This window comes from Virgibacillus necropolis, assembly GCF_002224365.1.
In the GTDB taxonomy this organism is placed as follows: Bacteria; Bacillota; Bacilli; order Bacillales; family Amphibacillaceae; genus Virgibacillus_F; species Virgibacillus_F necropolis.
This window is the reverse complement of sequence record NZ_CP022437.1, coordinates 3,600,348-3,621,686: the sequence shown is the minus strand read 5'-3', so window position 1 is coordinate 3,621,686 and position 21,339 is coordinate 3,600,348. Positions and strand designations below refer to the sequence as shown.

The window sequence follows — 21,339 nt, the reverse complement described above, 5'->3', positions numbered from 1 at the left end:
TAGTAAATAGGCTTAAAGTCTGTGAAATAAATACTTTTATGTATAATAATGGCGTTATTTAAAGTATTTGTGCCAATATTGAAAGGATGTGAAGGTTTCCCACACCTAAAGCTTGTACAACGGACTTTATACTGTTATAACGTGCTTAAGCCCGTTTGATTAATGGGAGTGTTTTCCTATATCATTAATACTGTTGTTCGCGTAATTGTTCCTACAGTGCTTCTAGCTATCCTCAGTAATAAGTTACTACCCTATAACCACTCTTAGTTTTATTCGTATAGCAATCATTTATGGTTATGTATCACCTGTATTTTTTCATTATTAAAAAAATTAAAAAGGGGCAATGAAGATGAAAAAAATTTTTATGTTGTTATCGACTGCCGTACTAGTAGTACTTTCAGCCTGTGGCGAAGGATCTGAATCTAGTGGTGAATTGGATAAAATTGTATTTGCTGATGCGGGATGGGACAGTATTCGCGTCCACAATAGCATTGCACAAAAAATCGTTGAGGAGGGTTATGGATATGAAACAGAAGTGACTCCTGGATCAACTGCAGCAACTTTCCAAGGATTAACGGAAGGTGATATCAATGTCTACATGGAAGTATGGACAGATAATATTAAAGAAATATACAACGAAGCTATTGACGCAGGAGAAATTGAAAAGGTTTCAGTAAACTTTGATGATAATGTACAAGGTTTATATGTTCCTACATATGTGATAGAAGGGGACGAAGAAAGAGGAATTGAGCCAATGGCGCCTGATTTGAAAACAGTTGAGGATTTAAAAAATTACCCTGAATTGTTTGCAGATCCTGCAGAGCCTGAAAAGGGTCGTTTGATAAATGCGCCAAGTGGTTGGGCAGTGGCGGAAGCTATTACTCAAAAAATGGATACTTATGGTTTAAATGATACATTTGTAAACTTTATGCCCGGTTCAGACGCAGCAATTGTTGCTTCCATGACAGATGCTATTAAAGCTGGAGAGGCTTGGGTCGGTTATTACTGGTCCCCTACTGCTGTTACTGCAAAATATGATCTTACGTTACTACAAGAGCCGGAATTTGATCAGGAGATTTGGGAAAAAACAAAAGGAACAGAATTCCCACCAAATGATGTAGTAGTAGCTGTTCATAAAGATATGCCTGATCAGGCACCAAAAGTTGTAGACTTTTTAAGCAACTATGAAACAACATCTAAATTAACCGAAGAAGCTCTAAAATATATGGAAGAAAATCAAGCATCACCTGAAGAAGCAGCAATTTGGTGGATGGGTGAACATGAAGATATCTGGACAGGTTGGGTTTCAGAAGACGTGGCTAAAAAAGTCAAAGATTCCATGAAGTAGTGAACAAAAGCACAAGTGTCTATTTATTGGCTTATGACCTGAAGGCTCTGGCCAGTGGGTGCTAGAACGAGCCGTAAAAAGTTGGCAGCTGGCCTCTGTGGGTTGGCTGCCGTTATAATCTAAAAAAAAGTGAGGTGAGAGGGCTGTAGCTATACAGTCTGCCTATGGGAATCTTTCCAGATATAACAACGAATCTTGGGGATTATGTAGAAGAATTTGTAGGATTTTTAGATACAAGGTTTAAACCTCTATTTGATTTCATTTATTTATTTTCATCAGACATCATTAATGGAATTGAAGCATTATTATTATGGATGCCATGGTGGGCATTTATACTCATTATTGTTTTGTTAGGTTGGTATTTTAAATCACTCGTCTCAGGGATAATATATGGTATATTTATTTTTTTAATCGGTACCTTTGGGTTATGGGAAGATTTGATGATAACGATTGCGATCGTATTGACAGCGGTAATTATTTCGCTTGCAATAGGGATCCCGTTAGGAATTTGGATGGCATTTAGTAAGGGATTTTCAACTGTTATGCGACCAATCCTGGACGCTATGCAAACCATGCCAAGCTTTGTTTACCTGATACCCGCAATATTTTTCTTTGGATTAGGAAACGTGTCTGCAATTTTTGCTACTTTAATATACGCGGTTCCTCCTGTAATTCGGTTAACCGAGCTTGCCATTCGTGGTGTAGATAAAGAGGTAATTGAATCCGCACAATCATTTGGTTCATCAAGGTTCCAAATGTTAAATAAAATTCAGTTGCCTCAAGCTTTGCCGACAATCATGGCCGGTGTAAACCAAACAACTATGATGGCACTTGCGATGGTTGTTATCGCTTCTATGGTTGGTGCGCAGGGACTTGGGGAGCAAGTACTAGTTTCTATTAACCGGATTGATATCTCACTCGGATTTGAAGCAGGAATTAGTATTGTATTTCTAGCAATAATTATAGACCGTGTCACTGGTGGCGTAGCGGATAAACTCCAGAAGCATAGGAGGATTAACGAATGACAACTAAAATAAAGTTAGAAAATGTGTCCAAGATATTTGGTTCGAAACCTAAATCAGTTATTCCTCAAATCAAAGCAGGAATGACTAAAGATGAAATTCTAGCCGAAACAGGGCATACAGTGGGCGTATATAATGCATCAATGGAAATTAATCAAGGGGAAATTTTTGTAATCATGGGATTGTCCGGTAGTGGAAAATCAACTTTAATTCGTTGTTTTAATTTACTTAACAAACCAACGGATGGATCGATTTTTATTGACGGTGAAGATATTGCCAAGTATAGTGGTGCGCAATTAAAAAAAGTTCGCCAAGAAAAAATAGCAATGGTGTTTCAGCACTTTGGTTTGTTTAATCATCGAACTGTGCAAGCCAATGTGGAATATGGTTTAGAGGTTCGTAAAGTTAGTAAAGAAAAACGTGAAGAAATTGCACGAAAAAATCTGGAAGTGGTTGGCCTAAAAGGTTGGGAAGAAAAATATCCTGATCAGTTATCTGGTGGGATGCAACAGCGTGTAGGATTAGCTCGTGCGCTAGCAAATGATCCGGATATACTTTTAATGGATGAACCTTTTAGTGCACTCGATCCGCTTATACGCAGAGAAATGCAATTAGAATTATTAGATATTCAGGATCGCTTGCAAAAAACAATTATTTTTATCACACATGATGTAAATGAAGCTTTTAAGCTAGGTGATCGCGTTGCAGTAATGAAGGATGGTAAAGTCATCCAGGTAGGAACCCCAGAGGATATAATCGAACAACCTGCTGATGATTATATCTCAGATTTTATCAAGGACATAGATCGTTCGAAAGTTTTTCAAGCTGAGCATGTTATGATCAAACCAAACGCACTAGTTTCGACGAAAGATGGACTCAATGTTGCCGTTAAAGAAATGGAAGAGAATAATATATCTAGTGTTTTTGTTGTAGATCGAAAGCGACACGTCAAAGGCATTGTAACGATTGATGATGCGATTAAAGGAATAAAATTAAAGCAAGAGTTGGCAGATGTGTTGCGGACAGATATTACCATTGTTCAGCAAGATGAGTATGTAAGTGAGCTAATTCCGAAAACACTGGAATCTAAGTTCCCATTGGCAGTAGTGAATAGTGAAGATAAGCTCATTGGATTCATTCTTCGAGTACATGTATTGTCAGGACTTGTGTCTAAAGATGTAAGTGAAAGTGCAGAATATCATGGGTGAAAAAGATAAGAAAAACTGGCTGTCAACGATGGTCAGTTTTTTCTGTTAAAATAAGGGTAATAGATAGAAGTAATAAGAAAGGTGTGGTGCAAAATGGATATTCCGAGTTTGAAAAAGCTTTCTAATGGTGTTTCTATTCCTAGGTTGGGTCTTGGTGTATATAAGGTTCCAGAAGACCAAGTATATGATACAGTATTAAGTGCACTTGATTTAGGTTATCGACATATTGATACAGCAAGCTTTTACGGAAATGAATATGGGGTGGGCAAAGCGATACGTAATTCAGGAATTCCCCGTGAAGATATTTTTGTAACAAGTAAAGTATGGAATGATGATCACGGTTACGATAATGCCTTAAAGGCCTTTGAGCGAAGTATGGAAAAGTTAAGTTTTGATTATCTAGATCTATTTTTGATTCACTGGCCAATCCCAGAAGGTTTTCCTGATACTTGGAAAGCCTTAGAAGAGATTAATAAGACTGATCGTGTAGGAGCGATAGGTGTAAGTAACTTTCTTGATCATCATTTGGAAGAATTATCAAAAACAGCTAATGAAACACCTGTAGTTGACCAAATTGAATTGCACCCTAAATTACAACAAAAGAGCACGGTTGAGTATTGTCGTCGGCATGGTATTGCTGTGGAATCATGGTCACCACTTGGAAGAGCCAGGTACTTAGATGATCCACTATTAACAAAGATGGCCTCCAACTATGATAAATCGGTTGCACAACTAATCATTAGGTGGCATTTAGAAAATGATTTTATAGTCATACCAAAATCAGTCAAAGCAATACGTCAAAAGGAAAATGCTAATGTATTTGATTTTAAACTATCGACGAAGGACATGGAATATCTGAATCAGATGAATGAGGATATGAGAATAGGATCTCATCCTAACGATATGAGATAATGTAATTGCCATACGCGCCGCGTTTAATGATGCGAGCGCGTTTATTAAGAGCAAAGAAAAGTATAAAATTTTGGCGATTATCTGTCTAGCGCAAGCGCCCTAGACACTCGAGACATAAGCAGTTCGCTTCCGCGCGAGGCAAAAGCACCCACACTGCACCGCTCTGCTTATGCTTCTCGTGTCTTTCGAGCGCTTGCGCTTTTCTTATTGGGTAATGCCATGGCGCAAAATTTTAGCGTCGACATGAAAATTTACTTTTATGTCCGGAAATCTATTTCTCCAATCTTTATCCGTTAATTTTCCATTTTCTTTTTGACTTCGGTAAATACTTCCATATCCAAACGGATCAACATTAAGTTCTTGTACTTTAGTTAAAAGATCTGCATACTGTTGTTCTAGGTTTTTTTCAATTTTTTTTTCTAATAATATCTCAATCTTTGGGTTCTTAAGTTTGATTTCTTTTGATAGCTCAAGTAAACGTAAATCAATCTTTACACGTGTTTCAAATGTTAAATTGTTCAAATCACTTATCTTAGTTTCTCCATTACCGTTCAACACTCTTAGTAGCGCATTGAATGTTTTTTTGTCATCTTTTTTATCCGAAGAATTTACTAATTGTTCTTTAAATGGCTCAAGGGGAAGCTCCAATTCTAACATGCTTGTTTCAACCGTTTTCTCTAGCATATTTAATAAAAAAGCTTTTTCTGTAGGTATTTTGCCTACATACTTGTCCCCTTTAAATAATGCCATAGCGTGTAAATAAGGTCTTCCTTCCTCCATTTTTAATATAGGCAATATAGGATCTTCACCTACATCATAATAGATATGGATGAAATCCTGCAGGGTCGTTCGAGGAATGATGTCATCATTTAAAGTTCGCTCAATTAATTGGTATAAATAATGCCCAACGTTAACTGAGGAATCGTCTTGCCCCATGGTTATAACTTCCTCTGCTGTTGTTTCACTTACTGCTAGGAACATGGTATCCGCAACCTTGGCGTCTCGAGCCAACGTATCTAGATAGGGGAGTATGCCTTTCTTCGCTGCTTCTATCCCGTATAATTCCAAACGAATTTGGCCAGGAGTTAACTCGAAATTGGTTTTAAAATTAGCGTTTGCTCTCGCTCCTTTTATTGTTTCGCCAATGCCAGATATAATTTTCGTAATTTCTTTTGATTGGGTATCAAATTGAAAATATACAATTGTAGTCTTCAACTTTCCAGCATCGAGAATATCAACACCTCTTGTATTAATAATTCCTAGACTTTCAATTTCTTTAGATGGTAGACAACCGTTTAGTAAAATGATGGACAATAATAATAAAGCTACTAATTTTTTATTCCTCATTACACTTCACCCTTATGTTTACGCCATTTCTTTTTTATTAATACTAATGGTAGCAATACAAATGGATAGACAAATACGATCCAGAACCCTACCTGACCTATAATTGAAACGAAATTAGTAATGGCGTGACTGTCTTTAAAGAAGCTACAAAGAACTACCAACAACCCAGTGAAAATATAAAGTGTTTTTTTCTGCGATACGTTAAATAAACGTTTAACCCCATATGTACTTCCCCACATTAGCAAGAGAAGATTAGGCAAGATAACCATCATCCAAGCTGACACAACAACATAGTCAAACCGTTCAAGAAAAGAAAATGATACAATTTTAAATAAACCAAGCACAGACCAATCCAAATTTCCCAATTGATTAGGACTGTAGTAACCAATGGCTATTACCGTTACAAGAAGCAACGTAAAGGCTGTCCATGCCAACCCAAGAATAACGGGAAGCTTTATGTTTTTTTTATTTTGTATGAATGGATATAACAATAATAGTATTTCAAAACCAATGAAACTGTAAGAAGTAGCTTTTGCTCCTTTTAATAATTCAACGAAAGAGGATTGAAATGCAGGTAAAAAATGCAATATGTCTATTCGCATAGCTGGTACAATTAATAGAACCATTAAGAATTGAATTAAAATAAAGAAGATGAACGTGACCCCTACGATAACTCTAATACCTCCAAGTACACTGTACATGACTAAACTTAATAAAATAAGCGCTAATGTATAAGTGGGAAACGTTGGGAATATAAATATCTGGATAACTTCAATGTAGGTGATTAAAATAGAGAACAGGCTCACGATAATATGAATAATGAATATGCACCCGAAAAGCTTGCCGATCCAAACACCAAATATGTCAATTTGGATTCCAAATATATCTGCGTTATCATATTGTTTTACTATGATACATATAGCTAATACAACTAAAATCATATAAACAAATGCAATCAGGATAGCTAACCACGAATCGCGGTTAGCCTCAAGATATATAAACTTTGGAGCTCCCATAATTCCTGCCCCTGTTTGAATAGAGGTTATGATGAAAAATAGATAGAACGCACGAATCTGCAGATTTCCTTTCATTTTTACATTAACATCCATTATTTCACCAACCTATTCCTATTCATCTATGTCTTTCTTTTTCGTTGATTCCTTCCTTTTGTATCGAGTAGCATCCTTAGGTCGTAATAAAAATGCACGGTTGGATTGCAGATTTAGAGGTAAACGAAATAGTGCCTTATTAAAATCCTTCCACATAAACGGATATAGTGGTGTCAAATAAGGTCGTCCAAGTGATGTGATGCGTAATAGATGAATGATTAAGAAGCAAATACCTAGCATAATGCCAATAATTCCGAACAGACCAGCTAATATAATCATTGGAAATCGTATCACCCGGACGGTAGTCCCCATTAAATAACTAGGTGATGTAAAGGATGCAAGTGCACTAATTCCAATCACGATAATGAGAATACTACTTGTTAATCCAGCTTCAACTGCAGCTTGCCCTATAACGATACCACCAACAATACCCATTGTTTGCCCTACCTTCGTAGGGAGTCTAGCGCCTGCCTCGCGGAGTAATTCAATCATGAATTCTAAAATTAGGGCCTCGAGTAATGGTGGGAAAGGAACAGCTGCTCGTGATTGACCGAGTGTAATTAATTCTGGCGTTGGAATTAATTCATAATGATAGGTAACAGCTGCTACATATAATGGTGTAAGTAATACAGACAGAACCATGGCAACGAAACGTAAAATACGGAAGAAAGAACCAGCATTCCACCGCATATATATATCTTCAGTTGATTCAAAAAAACTAAACAGTGTCGTTGGCCCAATGAATCCATTTGGGCTACCTTCCATTAATACGCCTACTTTTCCACTTGTTACTGTGTAACAAAAGCGATCAGGTAATTCAGTTGAATAGAATTGTGGGAAAATGGTGATTTGTGAATCCTCAATATACTGCATTAACACTGTATTATCTTCAATAGTATCTACGTTTAAATCTTGTATACGTTGCCGCATCGTATTCACATCAGATTCATTGGCGATTGATTTCATATAGACTATCCGAACTTCTCGAGGGGTTATTTTCCCTACTTTAATCTCTTCCAATACCAAGTCAGTAGATCTAATTCCCCAACGAACAAGATTTAAATTGGTCACTAATGATTCTGTGAAAGCTACTTTTGGTCCTAAAACAAGTGATTCTGTTTCGGCTCTTGCCAATTGACGTTTTTCCTTCTTTAAAAGTAAAAAGGATACGGTTTCTTTCTCACCCTCAGGGTATACAAAGACTTCTCCTATTAATAGCTTTTCAAGTATATCTTCCAAGTTATCTTTAGTGGCACCAGTACTTAACGGAATTTCATTTAATAGTGATTTATTCGTCCATTCTTCCTTTTTATTTAATAAAGGTTGTAATAAAAACTCTTCCAATTTATCAGACTGCACTTGGTAAGCAATAAAGAATATAGCAACTTTTTTCTGTTGATGTTCATAGATAGTAAAAATTAAGTCCGGATTATTCTCAAATTTACTTTCTAATAAATCCTGTAGTTCATCCACTTTTATCGGGAAAATGGAGGATCTACTCTTATTTTTATGCCGACTTTTTCGCATAGGAACCTCCTGAAAAAAGCTTGTAGTGTTAGTATGCGAGAAACAATCAAATTTATTACAAAAAGCACTACAGGATTTTTCCTGTAGTGCTTTTGTATAGAAGGCTAACTAGCCTTATAGTGAGTTACTTTTCTACCCTTTACATGGCTATACGTTTCAATACGCGATTTAATAAAGATACCAATTTGAATGATTAATGCACTTAAAACAATCCATGCCCAAAATGCCATGAAACTAGTTTGGAAATTAAAAAGCATATCTGGTATCGGATAAAAGGAGTTAAAATGCATGACTAAGGAAAATGTATAAAACATCCCAAAGGTAAAGTTTCTTGACCATTGACTAACATTGTATTCAAATAATCCTTTATTCCATCCATACTTTTTAATCCGAACAATTGCACGTAATATTTCTATAGCCTCAATGACGACAAGTAATAAGAATACTACTACCCAAAAAGCAGCAATAAACGCTGGAGTAAACGTGTTAGTAGTAACAATCGCTAAGCCTGTAATCGATAATGCACCATGAATAATGCAGTTCGTATTGGACCAATCGTTTGCCAGAGACCAATTTTTTTGTTTTACATACCGTTTGCTTATTAAGACAATTCCAGCTAAATAAAACATAAACCCAAGAATGATAATGGCTTCTGAAAAATAAGTTGGAAATCGAAAAAATACATTGTTCAACAGTAAGATAATTGATTGTGTACCAACAGTTGATAGTAGTATGACACCATGTACTGGGTATTGTTGATTTTCAAAATACAGCTTGCGAAAGTTATAAAAGCAGGTCACTAAGAAAAACAACCATAAAAATGTATTTAAAATCGCCATTGCTTGTGTAATAAGGATAATATCAGGGAAATATTTGATAAACACATTACATAACACAGAAACCCCAGCAATCCAGGTCCCAATTGTAAAAGATTTAACAGGGTGTTTAATAAATGGAATCAAAAAGTCCTTTTGGAAAAATTGAATAGATAATGATTTATAAATAACGACCCAAGCAATCATGACAATAATCGCTAGGTATTTACCAAATGTTATATCCAATACGGGAAAAGCATTTACTGTACCAATTAAAAAGATTCCAATTGCCATAATAATGGCACCAGATGCTGGCTCTATTTTTTTGTAGTTATTCTTTTGTTGCATACGTTCACTTCCATTCGTTCACTAAACCTTCACATGGTGTATTATATCACTTTTTGGTATAAAGATGAACAATAGCTAAGGAATTGGAGGTAGATAAATAGTAGTAGATGTATGATGTCAAAAGTACTGTTTTTCAAAATAGTGTAAAATTATATTGTTGCATTTTATCTAAAGTTGTATAATAGTGCTAATCACGTATAAGGGGTGAGTATATGGGAGAAATAGTCCGTAATTGTCGGTTGTGTAAAAAGCCAATGGAATCTAGCCCGTTCACCATGTGTAACACTTGCCTAATGGAAAGTAATCGAGTACAAAGTTATGTCATAAAACATCCGCATGTCTCAATCGAGAGAATTTCAGAGCAAACGGAAGTACCTTATGTCAAAGTAGAATTAATGGTGAAGCTTGGATTGAACGAAAAAGACACCGTAGAATCTCAAGCCCATTAATCTTCATCTGGAGAAAACAGAAGGAAAAAAATAAATAAACAGTAAAAGAGAATTGTCAATTTGGCAATTCTCTTTTAAAATTTTGGCTGTTTGAATCAATTTCATAATTACTCTTTTTAAAAAGGCTGTTTCATAGTTCGTTGCTCATACACCGAAGTTGATATAAAATGCGACGTAACTAAAAATCATGTTTGGTGCCCTGCGACCGCTGCGGAAAAACACTACGCTTTCCGCGGGCTCGCGATGAGCCTCCTCGATCGCAAAGACCGCTCACTGCGGGGTCTCATCGTCTTCGCTGTTTCCGCAGGAGTCTCCGTGTTTTTCCTTCGCTAGGGTTGGAGATTTACCTATAATTCTCTCCCATTCACCTCTTAACTTTACAGTGATTGGAGCGGAGGGCAGTCGACTCCTGCGGGATTATAGGCATAGGTGAGACCCCGCAGTGCGGAGCGCGAGGAGGCTCACCAGCCGCCCGCGGAAAGCGACTGCCCTCCGCGGAAATCACGGTGCTATTATGTCGCAGTATATAGAAACTATGAAGATGAAAAAGCAATAATGTTTACGAAACAGCCTTTTAAAAATACAAAGACTTGCAGAATTTTAAAATCTTATTTTTAAACTCGGATTTCTCCCATACCTCAATATGATGTGTACTGATTTTAAGGTGTATAATATTGTTTTGACATTGTTGTAATATTTTAAAGAAATTTAAAAATAAATAAAAAATGTATTGACTATTACTTTTCAAAATACTATAATTATTGAGAATCGAATCGAAAGGAGGTCATTAAGATGAAAAATATCATTCAACGTAATCAAGTAAACTTCATACAAATTAGTGACCTTCTGGGCGGAAAAGCATAATAATACATATTGTCTTTTATTGTCTTCAGAAGGTCACACATCACTGTGGCCTTTTTATATTTTATGGGTGGTTTGCTGGGCACCCATACTTTTATGAAAGCATACGTCATAGACGTATGCTTTTTTTTGCCTTTAAAAGGCCAATAGTGGAAGATTTGATGAGAAATGGATTGTTACACATGAAAAGAGAAGAAGGTGAGTAACACATGTTTCAGGTTTTTAAGAAATTAGATTGGTTTTTTAAACGGTATTGGAAAAGTTACGTATTTGCTATTGTTGCTTTAATTATTGCAAGTGCAATCGGACTGATTCCCCCAAAATTAGTGGGTTTTGCAATTGATAAAATTCAATTTGAAACGTTAACAATGAAACTGTTAGTAACGCTTATTGCTGGTTATCTTGTATTAATCGTTGTGCATTACGCAATATCATTTTTATGGGACTATACATTATTTAGTGGAGCTGCAAAATTAGAACGTTTATCTAGAACTAGGCTAATGGATCACTTTTTAACTATGACACCAACGTTTTTTGGAAAGTTCAGAACAGGTGACCTGATGGCACGGAGTACAAATGATTTAAGATCTATTCAGCTAACAGCAGGTTTTGGGGTTTTAACATTGGTTGACTCGAGTATATTTATGATTATGATTATTGTTGTTATGGGATTTACGATAAGTTGGCCTTTGACTTTAGCCGCCTTAATTCCATTACCGATTATGGCAGTTGTTATGAACAAATATGGAGGGACCATTCATAAGCGCTTTATGGAAGCACAGACCGCATTTGGTGACATGAATAATGAGGTATTGGAATCTATTCGTGGCGTACGTGTTATTCGCGCTTTTGTCCAGGAGAGACAGGACGAAAAACGTTTCGCGAAAATGACAGATGATGTATACCAAAAAAACATTGAAGTAGCTAAAATTGATGCGTTATTTGAACCTACGATGAAAATTCTTGTCGGGTTATCCTACACAACTGGTCTTGGCTACGGGGCATTACTTGTGTTTGAAAACAGGATTACGTTAGGTGACCTTGTTACATTTAACGTCTATTTAGGAATGTTAATCTGGCCAATGTTCGCAGTTGGAGAATTGATCAATATTATGCAACGCGGTAATGCTTCACTTGATCGCGTAAACGAGACACTTGATTATGAAGCAGATGTAAAAAATCCTGTATCACCAAAACTTGTTAAGCAAATAGAATCCCTTGAATATGACCATATATCGTTTACTTATCCAGAAACGGAAGTAAAAAGACTGGACGATATTTACTTAGACGTTAAACGAGGTCAAACCATTGGAATAGTTGGTAAAACAGGAGCAGGAAAGACAACATTATTTAAATTACTATTACGTCAATATCCTGGTGTACAAGGGAAAATAAAAATTTCAGGGATAGACTTAAATGACATTAATTTAGAACACATTAGGTCATGGATTGGTTATGTACCACAGGATCAAATGATGTTTTCAAAAAGCATTCGTGAAAATATTCAATTTGGTAAAGCAGATGCAACAGATCAGGAAATTTATCGTGTAATGGATCTAGCTTATTTTATAAATGATATGAAACAACTACCACAAGGTTTGGATACACAGGTAGGCGAGAGTGGTGTCACATTATCAGGTGGACAAAAACAACGTGTGGCGTTAGCTCGTGCATTCATTAAAGATCCAGAAATTTTGATATTAGATGATTCATTATCAGCGGTAGATGGAAAAACAGAATCCAAAATTATCGAACACTTACGAAAAGAACGTCAAAATAAAACAACATTCATCGCAGCCCATCGTCTATCTGCAGTAACTCATGCAGATCATATTATTGTTTTAGAAGATGGGAAAATAATGGAACAAGGAACACATAATGAACTAGTTGCAAGTGGTGGTTGGTATAAAGAACAGTACAATCAACAACAGCTAGAAAATGAGGAGGTATAGTTCCTAATGAAAAAGGCATCAACTGAAAAGCGATTATTTAACTATGCGCTACATTATAAACGAAGTATCATTATTGGATTAATTTGCTTAGTAATTGCTGTAGCGCTTGAGTTAGCAGGACCATTAATAGCAAAACGAATTATTGATGAACATATACTAGGTATTGAAGGAAACTGGCAACAGGTCGAAAATAACAACGATGAGCATACCGTGCTGCATGATGGGAGTTATTACAAACGATCTGATCGGTTAACAGATCAGGATCAGCCAAAAGAGCTAGTAACAATTTTTCAAGTGGAGAAAGATTATTATCTTGTGCATGCAGATGTTCCGTTAAATGGTAAACGAAGTATTGCCGGTAATGAAATTGTTATTCAAACCAATGAGGGAAATCAATCCTATACAGGGGAAAAGCTATCCTTTTCTGAGATATACCCATTTTTTCAACCTGAAAAGGGACCAATTTTATTTCTATTAGGTTTGTATATGTTTTTATTAGTAATTGCTGCGTTCTTTCAATTTTTTAAAACGTTTTTATTACAGAAAGCGTCGAATCAGATTGTCAAAAGAATGCGAAACGATATTTTTCAGCATACACAGCGAATTCCAATTAACTATTACGTCGATCAACCAGCAGGAAAAGTTGTGGCAAGAATTACGAATGATACAGAGGCAATCAGAGACTTGTATGAACGGGTTCTATCCATTGTAATAACGAGTGTTATTTATATGGCGGGAATCTTCATCGCTTTATTCATATTAGATCCAAAATTGGCTGCCATGTGTTTGTTAATCATTCCACTGATTCTGGTTTGGATGAAAGCGTATAAATACTTTGGTACAAAATATAATACGGTTATTAGAACAACAATAAGTGATATAAATGGAAGTATTAATGAAGCAATTCAAGGGATGCCAATAATCCAGGCATTTCTCCACGAAAAAAGAACAAAGAAGGATTTTGAAGTACTAAATGATCGTCATTACACGTTTGAACGTAAGTTAGTAAAGCTTAGTGCACTCACGTCTTATAATTTGGTAACTGTCATTCGGAATTTAGCATTTGTTGGATTTATCTGGTACTTTGGATTTATCTCGTTTGATCCTACAGCCGTGATATCAATTGGTTTGTTATATGCTTTTGTTGATTACCTCAACCGCTTGTTCGAGCCGGTAACAGATATCGTTCACCAGTTACCACTTATAGAGCAAGCAAGGGTAGCGGGTAATCGCGTATTTGAACTTATGGATCAGGATGGGGAACAGGTTGTGACAGATCATGTAGATAAGTATCGTGGAAAAGTAGAATTTAACAATGTATCCTTTGCGTATAATAATAAGGATTATGTGTTAAATGATATTTCCTTCCAGGTCGAATCTGGTCAAACAGCAGCATTTGTAGGACACACTGGCTCTGGCAAAAGCTCGATTATGAATTTGTTATTCCGTTTTTATGACCCACAAAAAGGAATCATCACGATTGACGGAAATCCTACAAAAGAGTGGTCCCGACAACAGGTCAGGAGCCATATGGGCATCGTTCTTCAGGATCCATTTTTATTTTCAGGTACAATACTATCAAACGTAACAATGGGTGATCCAACTATTTCAAGAGATCAAGCTATTGCTGCATTAAAAGCGGTAGGGGCAGATCGATTTATCGAAAAATTGCCTAAAAAATATGATAACCCTGTTACAGAAGGTGGAAGTACATTTTCTTTAGGAGAACGGCAGTTATTGTCTTTTGCACGGGCATTAGCATTTGATCCTGCTATCCTCATATTAGATGAAGCAACCGCAAATGTTGATACGGAAACCGAAGCAGTTATTCAACGTGCACTAGATGTTCTTAAGAAAGGACGCACAACACTAGTAATTGCTCATCGTTTATCAACCATTCAACAAGCTGACACAATTTTTGTTCTTGACCATGGTATGATAGAGGAACAAGGAAATCACGAGCAATTAATACATGAAAAAGGAATGTATTATCAGATGTATCAAATGCAACAAGGCAATACTAAAAAGGCAGTTTAGGATTCCTGGTGTGCGAGGTGACTTATGAATAAGGATGATAAGAACAATCATGATGTGATTGATGATGATTTATACGAAGAAATAGATGACGAGGAGCTCGTCGAATTAGTCGAGGCTGAGCGAAAAAGTGCTTTAAAGCGAGCACATGATAAAGATGTACAAAAAAAGCCAAAACGCCCATTTCCAAAATGGGCGTTTTGGTTAATTGTCATAATGATGTTGCTTAACGTATTTGCCTTTTTTCCAAAGGTAATATCCGTTCCAGCAATTGAATTTTTGATTACATCTTCAAAGCTTTCTTTACAAGATGATATTCGAGCATATAAAAAAGCTGTCGTAGTAATAGAAACAGGGGATTCTAGAGGTACAGGGTTTTCAATCAATGGGGACGGAACAATTATAACAAATCATCATGTAATTGAAGGAGAGGAAAATGTGACAGTAGCATTTCCAGATGAAGGTCTTCAAAACGCGGAGGTAATAGCGACATATCCGTCCGTTGATTTAGCTGTTTTAGAAACAGAAGGAAAAAATTTCCCATCTTTAGATTTAGCAAAAAGTCCAGTTTTCACTAAAGGTGACCCGATTTATTTTATCGGAAACCCATTACGATTCCAAGGAATTGCCAATAAGGGGACGATTATAGAAGAGACCATGCTCCCTGACTGGAAGAAACCAGTAGTGATGATAGATGCCCCCGTTTATCATGGGAATAGCGGAAGCCCCGTTCTGAATAAGGATGGCAAAGTTATTGGTGTGGTTTTTGCTACCCTTGATAGTGATGAACATGGTAAAGTAGGGCTTTATATTCCAATAGAGGTTGTTCAAAAAGTCATCAAATGATAAACGGCGAATTTCTTCGTTCCTCAGTTTTTCTGGTCCTCACGTATTAAAAGCATACGTTGCGGTCCTCAAAATCTTCGTGCCTTGAACTTCTTGTTTCTAATTTGCCGACTTTTTGAACTCGTACCAATTGGTTACTTTTATTCCTTCCATCAAAAATAATGAAAAAACCTCCTTTATTTCATGCACTTAGCCTTTTAAAGTTTGATAAGGTTAAAATGCGGGTATCTTATTTTCATAAGAGTTGAAGGAGGTTTTATAAATGCTTTATTTAACATCAGCATTAAAATCATACAATATTCATGCAACCGATGGAGAGATGGGCAAAGTAAAAGATATTTATTTTGACGATCATAGTTGGGCAATTCGATACGCACAGGTGGATACACATAAATGGTTACCAGCACGAAACGTTTACTTATCGCCAACGTCTTTCACAGGAATCGATAAGGATAAAGAACTTTTAGAAGTTAGCCATACAAAAGATATGGTTAAAAACAGTCCTACAATACCAGCTGACACGGAACTTTCAACAGCAAATGAAGAAAGTCTAACAGAATATTACGGCTGGAATCGTTATTGGAGGGGGGAGAATCTATGGGGTGCAGTTGATAGACCATTTGTTCCAGAGGTTCCTGCTCAACGTGATGACAGTATCGCAAAACGAAATGAAATGGAAATGAACGAAAACACGAAATATGTACTATTAAATGAGTCAGACACAATCGGAATAAAGCTTCATGGTCATGATGGAAATATGGGAGAAATTACAGATTTAATTTTCGATGATCATAATTGGAAAATTGATTATCTTGTAGTGAAGTATTTAAAAGTTCCTGAAGAAAGATATTATTTAGTTAAACCGCTCCATATCACTTCTCTTGAATGGTCCGAAAAAGATTTGTATGTAGATCTAAAGGCTGATCATTTAGAAGCACAAATAAGTTTTGAGACAAAAGAAGACGCATTAGCTAGTCTATAAGAGGCTTAAGCGTTTATGTCGTAATATTTCGACATAAATGCTTTTTTATTTGCTCGAAAAATGTCGAAAGTAACCGATTTTTAATGGAAATGTAAATAACCTGTGATAGTAACTACTATAACGATGGGTTAACATTAGTCATATTGAAATAGAAAAAAATACCTAAAAATATAAAGATGGTGGTTTTCATCATGACATATAAATTATTAAATATGACAAATATGACTATAAAAGTAAACATGAAATATATAGAGGGTACACCCAAAAAAAGTAAGAAAATAACGAACTTTGTAATGGCTGGAGGTGCTTCAGGTTGATTAGTAACCAGTCCTTAAAAGAAAGACCCCTAGAAGAAATGATTACCTCGGCCAAACAAGGGGATCAAGAAGTACAAAACGATCTTTTAAAGATGTATCAGCCTTATATCGCAAAATGTGTTTCAGAGGTTTGTAAACGATATATTGACCCAAAGCGTGATGATGAATTTAGTGTTGGGCTTTTCGCATTTAATGAGGCAATTCAAACCTACTCAGCAGAAAAAGGTAGTTCCTTTTTGTCATTTGCAAAGCTTGTTGTGAAGCGTAAAGTAATTGATTATATTCGATTTGTACAAAAGACACCAAAAACTGCTTCATTAGACGAAAGCTATGATGAGGAAAAGATGGAAAATCCAGCGGAAATTGTTGCTGTGAATGAAAAATACCGAGAAGAACAAGAAGCTTGGTACCGTAGAGAAGAAATTGCCGATTTCAAAGACAAGCTATGGGAGTACAAACTGACTTTAGCTGAATTAACAGAGGCTTCTCCTAAACATAGGGACGCACGTGAGTCAGCCATTCGCACTGCAAAAATCCTATACGATGATACAACATTAAGAGAGTATGTACATCTGAAGAAAAAGCTACCTATTAAGGATTTAGTAAAAAGAGTGGACGTTAGTAAAAAAACGTTAGAGCGAAACCGAAAATATATTTTAGCGATATTTATTGTGTTAAGTGAAGATTATGTGTATCTCAAGGATTATCTTAAAGGGGTGGCTTTGTGAGTAAAGGGATAGTGATGGAAAAGCATCGTAAATTTACCATTGTTATGACAAAGAATGGTAGTTTTCACAAAGTTAAGCCTGTGAAAGAAGCGGATATCGGTGCTGAAGTTTCGTATGAGATCTTACCTTTAAAAAAAAGCAAGTTGTTGTTCTTTCAACCAAAAAATAGTGGTAGCATGCCTGTAAAGTATATAGCGATTGCTTGCATGGTGCTTTTGTTTATCATGCCATTCTATCTTCTAGGTGGGCCAACCAAAACATATGCTTACGTTAATTTAGACATTAATCCTAGTTTAGAAATTGAAATCGATGATGATTTAAATGTAGTCTATATCTCACCATTAAACGATGATGCTCGGAAATTGAAAAAGCAGTTACCTGATTACGAAGGCAAAAAAATAGAACAGGTTATTGAAATCATCATGAAAAAAAGCGATGCACTTGGATTAACAAAAAACGGTAAAACTGTTTTAGTGGGCGTAAGTTATGTAAATGATCAAGCTATATCAGTTCTCGACACGGTTGATAACTATTTTTCAACTCATCAAACGTCGTGGGATATGGCAACTTTTCAGGTCTCAAAAGAGATTCGGAAACGTGCCTTAAAAAAGGATATTTCGATGAATAAAATAGTGGCAGATACAATGGAGGAAGAGGTTTCAAATCCAGAGAGAATGATTATTCAACCCCGTGTTAGCGATGGTGAAAAAGAACTTATTCATTCATTTTATACTAATTCAAAATCAAATCATCCAGATAACGGAGAAGAAAAAACGATTCCTGCTGATCAAAAACCCAATCCACCTGTAGTGCCAAAACCAGAAAAGAAAAAAACGGATCAACACCCAAGTGAGTTGAAAGAAAAAAATAGTGGAATTCATTTAAATAAAAAGAATGAACACAATCATTCTGATAAAGTCAAAAAAAATGATAATAATGAGATCAAAAAAAAGGATGAGCAAGAAAAGCGACATAGGCAAGAAAAACAAGGTCATCAAGAAGAAAAACAGGTAAAGGAAAAAGCAAAGCAAGAGGAAAAGGAAGCAAAAAGAGTAATGAAACCAGAAAAGAATAAAGCAAAAAAGGCAAAAAAAGAAATGAAAAAGACAAGACAAGAAGAAAAGCATCCAAAGAAAAATGATAAGAAATAATTTAAAAAGTGGTTGAATTTGGTATACCAAATTCAACCACTTTTCTTATACTTCCATTATTTCTGCAGGTGTGTATTTCATAGCATGGTCAATATAATAAAGCAATTGATCATGGCTTTTTACTACATTATCTTGATCAGGTGAATAATAGTAGGAGTGTAGAAAAAGTTGAATCCGCTTAGACAATAAATCATCGTTTGTTCGGACCATCAACACAAGTAAATCATCCCATTGTCCCCATAGTGTGTAATAAAGCGCTTTGTCATAATCCGGTATATCCACTGACTTCCCCTCCTTAAATTTAAAGGATTACATGTAGTTTGCCCTATAATAAATATATTTTCAAAAACATAATTGGTGTATTTACCATAAAAAGGACCCGAGAGATGGAAAGAATAAAATTAATTTATTGTTACATACTAAGCGCAAATAAGTTAGGAGGTAATCAAATAATGAAGATAAAAGCATTAGGAATTGCATTGATGGCCACTGCAGCACTTGTAGGATGTCAAGAAGGAAACAATGATGCAGCAGAACCAAATAATGATAATAATGTTGAACAAACAAGATTTAATGCTGGTGATGCCGGCAATGGAGATACCGCGAATGACGTGAATGATGGAGAAAATCGTCAAGACTTCGATATGAATGCAGGCGATAATGAAAATCGTGGTGAAGATAACGGAAATAAATATGACATGTCTGAAGAGGCTGCAGAAAAGATTTCCCAACAAGTAGAAGGAATTGATAATGCATTTGTTGTAACAACTGAAAATAATGCATATGTAGCTGCAGAACTTGATAAAAAAGATAATGGTAACAACAATAACGCCAACAATACTGGGAACGCGGATGGTAATAACAATACCGGTAATGGAAATGGCGATGAAATTACAGATGAAACAAAACAAAAGATATCTGATATTGTAAAATCAATGGATGATAATATCGATAATGTTTATGTTTCCACTAATCCAGATTTTCTTGATTCTGTAACAAATTATGCTGATCAAGCGGAGAATGGTGAACCGATTGAAGGATTATTTGATCAAATGGGAAATATGATTGAACGCGTTTTCCCACAAAATAATAATAATTAATTCGCATTAGAGTACTACAAAAATTGTAGTACTTTTTTTTTGTACATAAAACACTAACTTTGAAAGAAAACAAAACATATGCTATTCTAAACATAGTAATTCATACTATTCGTAGTGAATTACTATGCTTTAATATAAAAGTGGAGTTGAAACAAATGGGTCGAGAATTTATTGGTTTATTTGAAGAGTGGGCAGACTCTTATGATGACAGTGTAACTGGAAAAGATCCTCAATATGCAGCAGTATTTCTTCATTATGATAAAATTTTAGATGAAGTTACAAAATACTCATCGGGTAATGTAGTGGAATTTGGAGTAGGTACTGGTAACTTAACCAAGAAACTATTAGGGAATGGTCATAAGGTAATTGGAATAGAACCGTCAGATGCTATGCGAAAAGTCGCAGAAGAAAAGTTACCAGAGGTATCTCTTTATGAAGGAGATTTCTTAACATACCCAAGTTTTGACGATTCAATCGATACAATTGTAAGTTCTTATGCATTCCACCATTTAACTGATGCAGAAAAAAACTTAGCAATTGCCAAATTTGTCAATTTGCTTACCAAAACTGGAAAGGTTGTTTTTGCAGATACGATGTTTGAATCATCCACTGCAAAGGAAGATATAATAAAGGATGCAGATAAAAAAGGATACACAAATTTAATAGAAGATTTAAATCGTGAATACTACCCAACAATCAGCACGTTACGTGAAATTTTTGAGAAAAATCAGTTTTACGTTACCTTTGAGAAAATGAATGAATTTGTTTGGCTAGTGATAGCTGAGAAAAAATAAGAGGAGTGACTGAATGATGACGAAGAAAATGAATGTAGAAAGCTTTAATTTAGATCATACAAAAGTAAAAGCGCCATATGTACGATTAGTAGGTGTTACAACAGGTTCCAATGGTGACGATGTATATAAATATGATATTCGTTTTAAGCAACCAAATAAGGAACACATGGATATGCCAGGATTACACTCCATTGAACATTTAATGGCTGAAAATATCCGTAATCATATGGATAATGTTCTTGATATAGGTCCAATGGGCTGTCAAACAGGCTTTTATTTAGCTACATTAAATAATGATAACTATGAGGAAGTACTTGATACACTTGAAAAAACATTACAGGATGTATTAGATGCCGATGCGGTACCTGCATGTAATGAAGTTCAATGTGGTTGGGCTGCAAATCATAGTCTAGAAGGTGCAAAAACAATCGCTCGAGATATGTTAGATAAACGTGATGAGTGGCATCAAGTTTTTGCACAATAGAAGGC

General features: G+C 35.7%; 20 protein-coding genes. 15 read left to right on the top strand and 5 right to left on the bottom strand.

The window, feature by feature from the left end; translation table 11 throughout:
- Window positions 1–349 precede the first annotated feature (349 nt).
- From CFK40_RS17235 to CFK40_RS17220, 4 genes are all read left to right on the top strand, one after another.
- Window positions 350–1,348: an ABC transporter substrate-binding protein gene (locus CFK40_RS17235; RefSeq protein WP_089533635.1), complete on the top strand. Its 999-nt coding sequence runs from the start codon at window positions 350–352 to the stop codon at window positions 1,346–1,348.
- A 164-nt stretch (window positions 1,349–1,512) separates the two neighbouring features.
- Entirely contained in the window at window positions 1,513–2,373 is an 861-nt protein-coding gene (locus tag CFK40_RS17230) for an ABC transporter permease (protein ID WP_089533634.1), read from the top strand.
- Window positions 2,370–3,578: a quaternary amine ABC transporter ATP-binding protein gene (locus CFK40_RS17225; RefSeq protein WP_089533633.1), complete on the top strand. Its 1,209-nt coding sequence runs from the start codon at window positions 2,370–2,372 to the stop codon at window positions 3,576–3,578. The genes CFK40_RS17230 and CFK40_RS17225 overlap by 4 nt, the downstream gene beginning before the upstream one ends.
- 93 nt (window positions 3,579–3,671) lie before the next feature.
- Window positions 3,672–4,490 carry an aldo/keto reductase gene (locus CFK40_RS17220; protein WP_089533632.1) on the top strand — a complete coding sequence of 273 codons (819 nt, stop codon included), beginning with the start codon at window positions 3,672–3,674 and terminating at the stop codon, window positions 4,488–4,490.
- A 204-nt stretch (window positions 4,491–4,694) separates the two neighbouring features.
- Here CFK40_RS17220 and CFK40_RS17215 read toward each other — a convergent pair whose 3' ends face one another.
- The 4 genes from CFK40_RS17215 to CFK40_RS17200 all read right to left on the bottom strand — a co-directional run bounded on the left by CFK40_RS17215 (window position 4,695) and on the right by CFK40_RS17200 (window position 9,636).
- Window positions 4,695–5,837 carry a Ger(x)C family spore germination protein gene (locus CFK40_RS17215; RefSeq protein ID WP_089533631.1) on the bottom strand — a complete coding sequence of 381 codons (1,143 nt, stop codon included), beginning with the start codon at window positions 5,835–5,837 and terminating at the stop codon, window positions 4,695–4,697.
- Window positions 5,837–6,946, bottom strand: a complete 1,110-nt coding sequence (locus CFK40_RS17210) for a GerAB/ArcD/ProY family transporter (RefSeq protein ID WP_089533630.1) — start codon at window positions 6,944–6,946, stop codon at window positions 5,837–5,839. The genes CFK40_RS17215 and CFK40_RS17210 overlap by 1 nt, the downstream gene beginning before the upstream one ends.
- A gap of 18 nt (window positions 6,947–6,964) precedes the next feature.
- Window positions 6,965–8,473 carry a spore germination protein gene (locus CFK40_RS17205; protein WP_089533629.1) on the bottom strand — a complete coding sequence of 503 codons (1,509 nt, stop codon included), beginning with the start codon at window positions 8,471–8,473 and terminating at the stop codon, window positions 6,965–6,967.
- A 104-nt stretch (window positions 8,474–8,577) separates the two neighbouring features.
- Entirely contained in the window at window positions 8,578–9,636 is a 1,059-nt protein-coding gene (locus CFK40_RS17200) for a TDT family transporter (RefSeq protein WP_089533628.1), read from the bottom strand.
- A 212-nt stretch (window positions 9,637–9,848) separates the two neighbouring features.
- Here CFK40_RS17200 and CFK40_RS17195 point away from each other — a divergent pair, with 212 nt between their 5' ends.
- The 8 genes from CFK40_RS17195 (at window position 9,849) to CFK40_RS17165 (ending at window position 18,956) form a co-directional block, all read left to right on the top strand.
- Window positions 9,849–10,085: a hypothetical protein gene (locus CFK40_RS17195; RefSeq protein WP_089533627.1), complete on the top strand. Its 237-nt coding sequence runs from the start codon at window positions 9,849–9,851 to the stop codon at window positions 10,083–10,085.
- Window positions 10,086–11,155: 1,070 nt separating this feature from the next.
- Window positions 11,156–12,898: an ABC transporter ATP-binding protein gene (locus CFK40_RS17190; RefSeq protein ID WP_089533626.1), complete on the top strand. Its 1,743-nt coding sequence runs from the start codon at window positions 11,156–11,158 to the stop codon at window positions 12,896–12,898.
- 6 nt (window positions 12,899–12,904) lie between these two features.
- Entirely contained in the window at window positions 12,905–14,935 is a 2,031-nt protein-coding gene (locus CFK40_RS17185) for an ABC transporter ATP-binding protein (protein ID WP_089533625.1), read from the top strand.
- A gap of 24 nt (window positions 14,936–14,959) precedes the next feature.
- The gene (locus CFK40_RS17180; protein ID WP_089533624.1) at window positions 14,960–15,778 is read left to right on the top strand and encodes a S1C family serine protease; all 819 of its coding nucleotides are present in this window, start codon (window positions 14,960–14,962) and stop codon (window positions 15,776–15,778) included.
- A 262-nt stretch (window positions 15,779–16,040) separates the two neighbouring features.
- A complete protein-coding gene (locus CFK40_RS17175; protein WP_089533623.1) occupies window positions 16,041–16,760 on the top strand; it encodes a hypothetical protein in 720 nt (239 codons plus the stop codon).
- Window positions 16,761–16,951: 191 nt separating this feature from the next.
- Entirely contained in the window at window positions 16,952–17,077 is a 126-nt protein-coding gene (locus tag CFK40_RS21540) for a hypothetical protein (RefSeq protein WP_264371374.1), read from the top strand.
- Window positions 17,074–17,805 (top strand): RNA polymerase sigma factor SigI, encoded by a 732-nt coding sequence (sigI, locus tag CFK40_RS17170; RefSeq protein ID WP_089533622.1) that lies wholly within the window; start codon window positions 17,074–17,076, stop codon window positions 17,803–17,805. The genes CFK40_RS21540 and sigI overlap by 4 nt, the downstream gene beginning before the upstream one ends.
- The gene (locus CFK40_RS17165; RefSeq protein ID WP_089533621.1) at window positions 17,802–18,956 is read left to right on the top strand and encodes an anti-sigma factor domain-containing protein; all 1,155 of its coding nucleotides are present in this window, start codon (window positions 17,802–17,804) and stop codon (window positions 18,954–18,956) included. The genes sigI and CFK40_RS17165 overlap by 4 nt, the downstream gene beginning before the upstream one ends.
- A 45-nt stretch (window positions 18,957–19,001) precedes the next feature.
- On the opposite strand, the gene CFK40_RS17160 is transcribed toward CFK40_RS17165, so the two are convergent.
- Entirely contained in the window at window positions 19,002–19,238 is a 237-nt protein-coding gene (locus tag CFK40_RS17160; RefSeq protein WP_089533620.1) for a YhdB family protein, read from the bottom strand.
- Between the two features lie 170 nt (window positions 19,239–19,408).
- On the opposite strand from CFK40_RS17160, the gene CFK40_RS17155 reads away from it, so the two are divergent.
- From CFK40_RS17155 to CFK40_RS17145, 3 genes are all read left to right on the top strand, one after another.
- The gene (locus tag CFK40_RS17155) at window positions 19,409–20,056 is read left to right on the top strand and encodes a YhcN/YlaJ family sporulation lipoprotein (protein WP_089533619.1); all 648 of its coding nucleotides are present in this window, start codon (window positions 19,409–19,411) and stop codon (window positions 20,054–20,056) included.
- 155 nt (window positions 20,057–20,211) lie between these two features.
- Window positions 20,212–20,850: a class I SAM-dependent DNA methyltransferase gene (locus tag CFK40_RS17150; protein ID WP_089533618.1), complete on the top strand. Its 639-nt coding sequence runs from the start codon at window positions 20,212–20,214 to the stop codon at window positions 20,848–20,850.
- 16 nt (window positions 20,851–20,866) lie between these two features.
- A complete protein-coding gene (locus CFK40_RS17145) occupies window positions 20,867–21,334 on the top strand; it encodes an S-ribosylhomocysteine lyase (protein ID WP_089534433.1) in 468 nt (155 codons plus the stop codon).
- The last annotated feature ends 5 nt before the right edge of the window (window positions 21,335–21,339 follow it).

Bases quoted from the DNA above. Each gene is read 5' to 3' on its own strand.
- CFK40_RS17235 (WP_089533635.1), top strand. From the start codon at position 350: ATGAAAAAAATTTTTATGTTGTTATCGACTGCCGTACTAGTAGTACTT.
- CFK40_RS17230 (WP_089533634.1), top strand. From the start codon at position 1,513: ATGGGAATCTTTCCAGATATAACAACGAATCTTGGGGATTATGTAGAA.
- CFK40_RS17225 (WP_089533633.1), top strand. From the start codon at position 2,370: ATGACAACTAAAATAAAGTTAGAAAATGTGTCCAAGATATTTGGTTCG.
- CFK40_RS17220 (WP_089533632.1), top strand. From the start codon at position 3,672: ATGGATATTCCGAGTTTGAAAAAGCTTTCTAATGGTGTTTCTATTCCT.
- CFK40_RS17215 (WP_089533631.1), bottom strand. From the start codon at position 5,837: ATGAGGAATAAAAAATTAGTAGCTTTATTATTATTGTCCATCATTTTA.
- CFK40_RS17210 (WP_089533630.1), bottom strand. From the start codon at position 6,946: ATGGATGTTAATGTAAAAATGAAAGGAAATCTGCAGATTCGTGCGTTC.
- CFK40_RS17205 (WP_089533629.1), bottom strand. From the start codon at position 8,473: ATGCGAAAAAGTCGGCATAAAAATAAGAGTAGATCCTCCATTTTCCCG.
- CFK40_RS17200 (WP_089533628.1), bottom strand. From the start codon at position 9,636: ATGCAACAAAAGAATAACTACAAAAAAATAGAGCCAGCATCTGGTGCC.
- CFK40_RS17195 (WP_089533627.1), top strand. From the start codon at position 9,849: ATGGGAGAAATAGTCCGTAATTGTCGGTTGTGTAAAAAGCCAATGGAA.
- CFK40_RS17190 (WP_089533626.1), top strand. From the start codon at position 11,156: ATGTTTCAGGTTTTTAAGAAATTAGATTGGTTTTTTAAACGGTATTGG.
- CFK40_RS17185 (WP_089533625.1), top strand. From the start codon at position 12,905: ATGAAAAAGGCATCAACTGAAAAGCGATTATTTAACTATGCGCTACAT.
- CFK40_RS17180 (WP_089533624.1), top strand. From the start codon at position 14,960: ATGAATAAGGATGATAAGAACAATCATGATGTGATTGATGATGATTTA.
- CFK40_RS17175 (WP_089533623.1), top strand. From the start codon at position 16,041: ATGCTTTATTTAACATCAGCATTAAAATCATACAATATTCATGCAACC.
- CFK40_RS21540 (WP_264371374.1), top strand. From the start codon at position 16,952: ATGACATATAAATTATTAAATATGACAAATATGACTATAAAAGTAAAC.
- CFK40_RS17155 (WP_089533619.1), top strand. From the start codon at position 19,409: ATGAAGATAAAAGCATTAGGAATTGCATTGATGGCCACTGCAGCACTT.
- CFK40_RS17150 (WP_089533618.1), top strand. From the start codon at position 20,212: ATGGGTCGAGAATTTATTGGTTTATTTGAAGAGTGGGCAGACTCTTAT.
- CFK40_RS17145 (WP_089534433.1), top strand. From the start codon at position 20,867: ATGACGAAGAAAATGAATGTAGAAAGCTTTAATTTAGATCATACAAAA.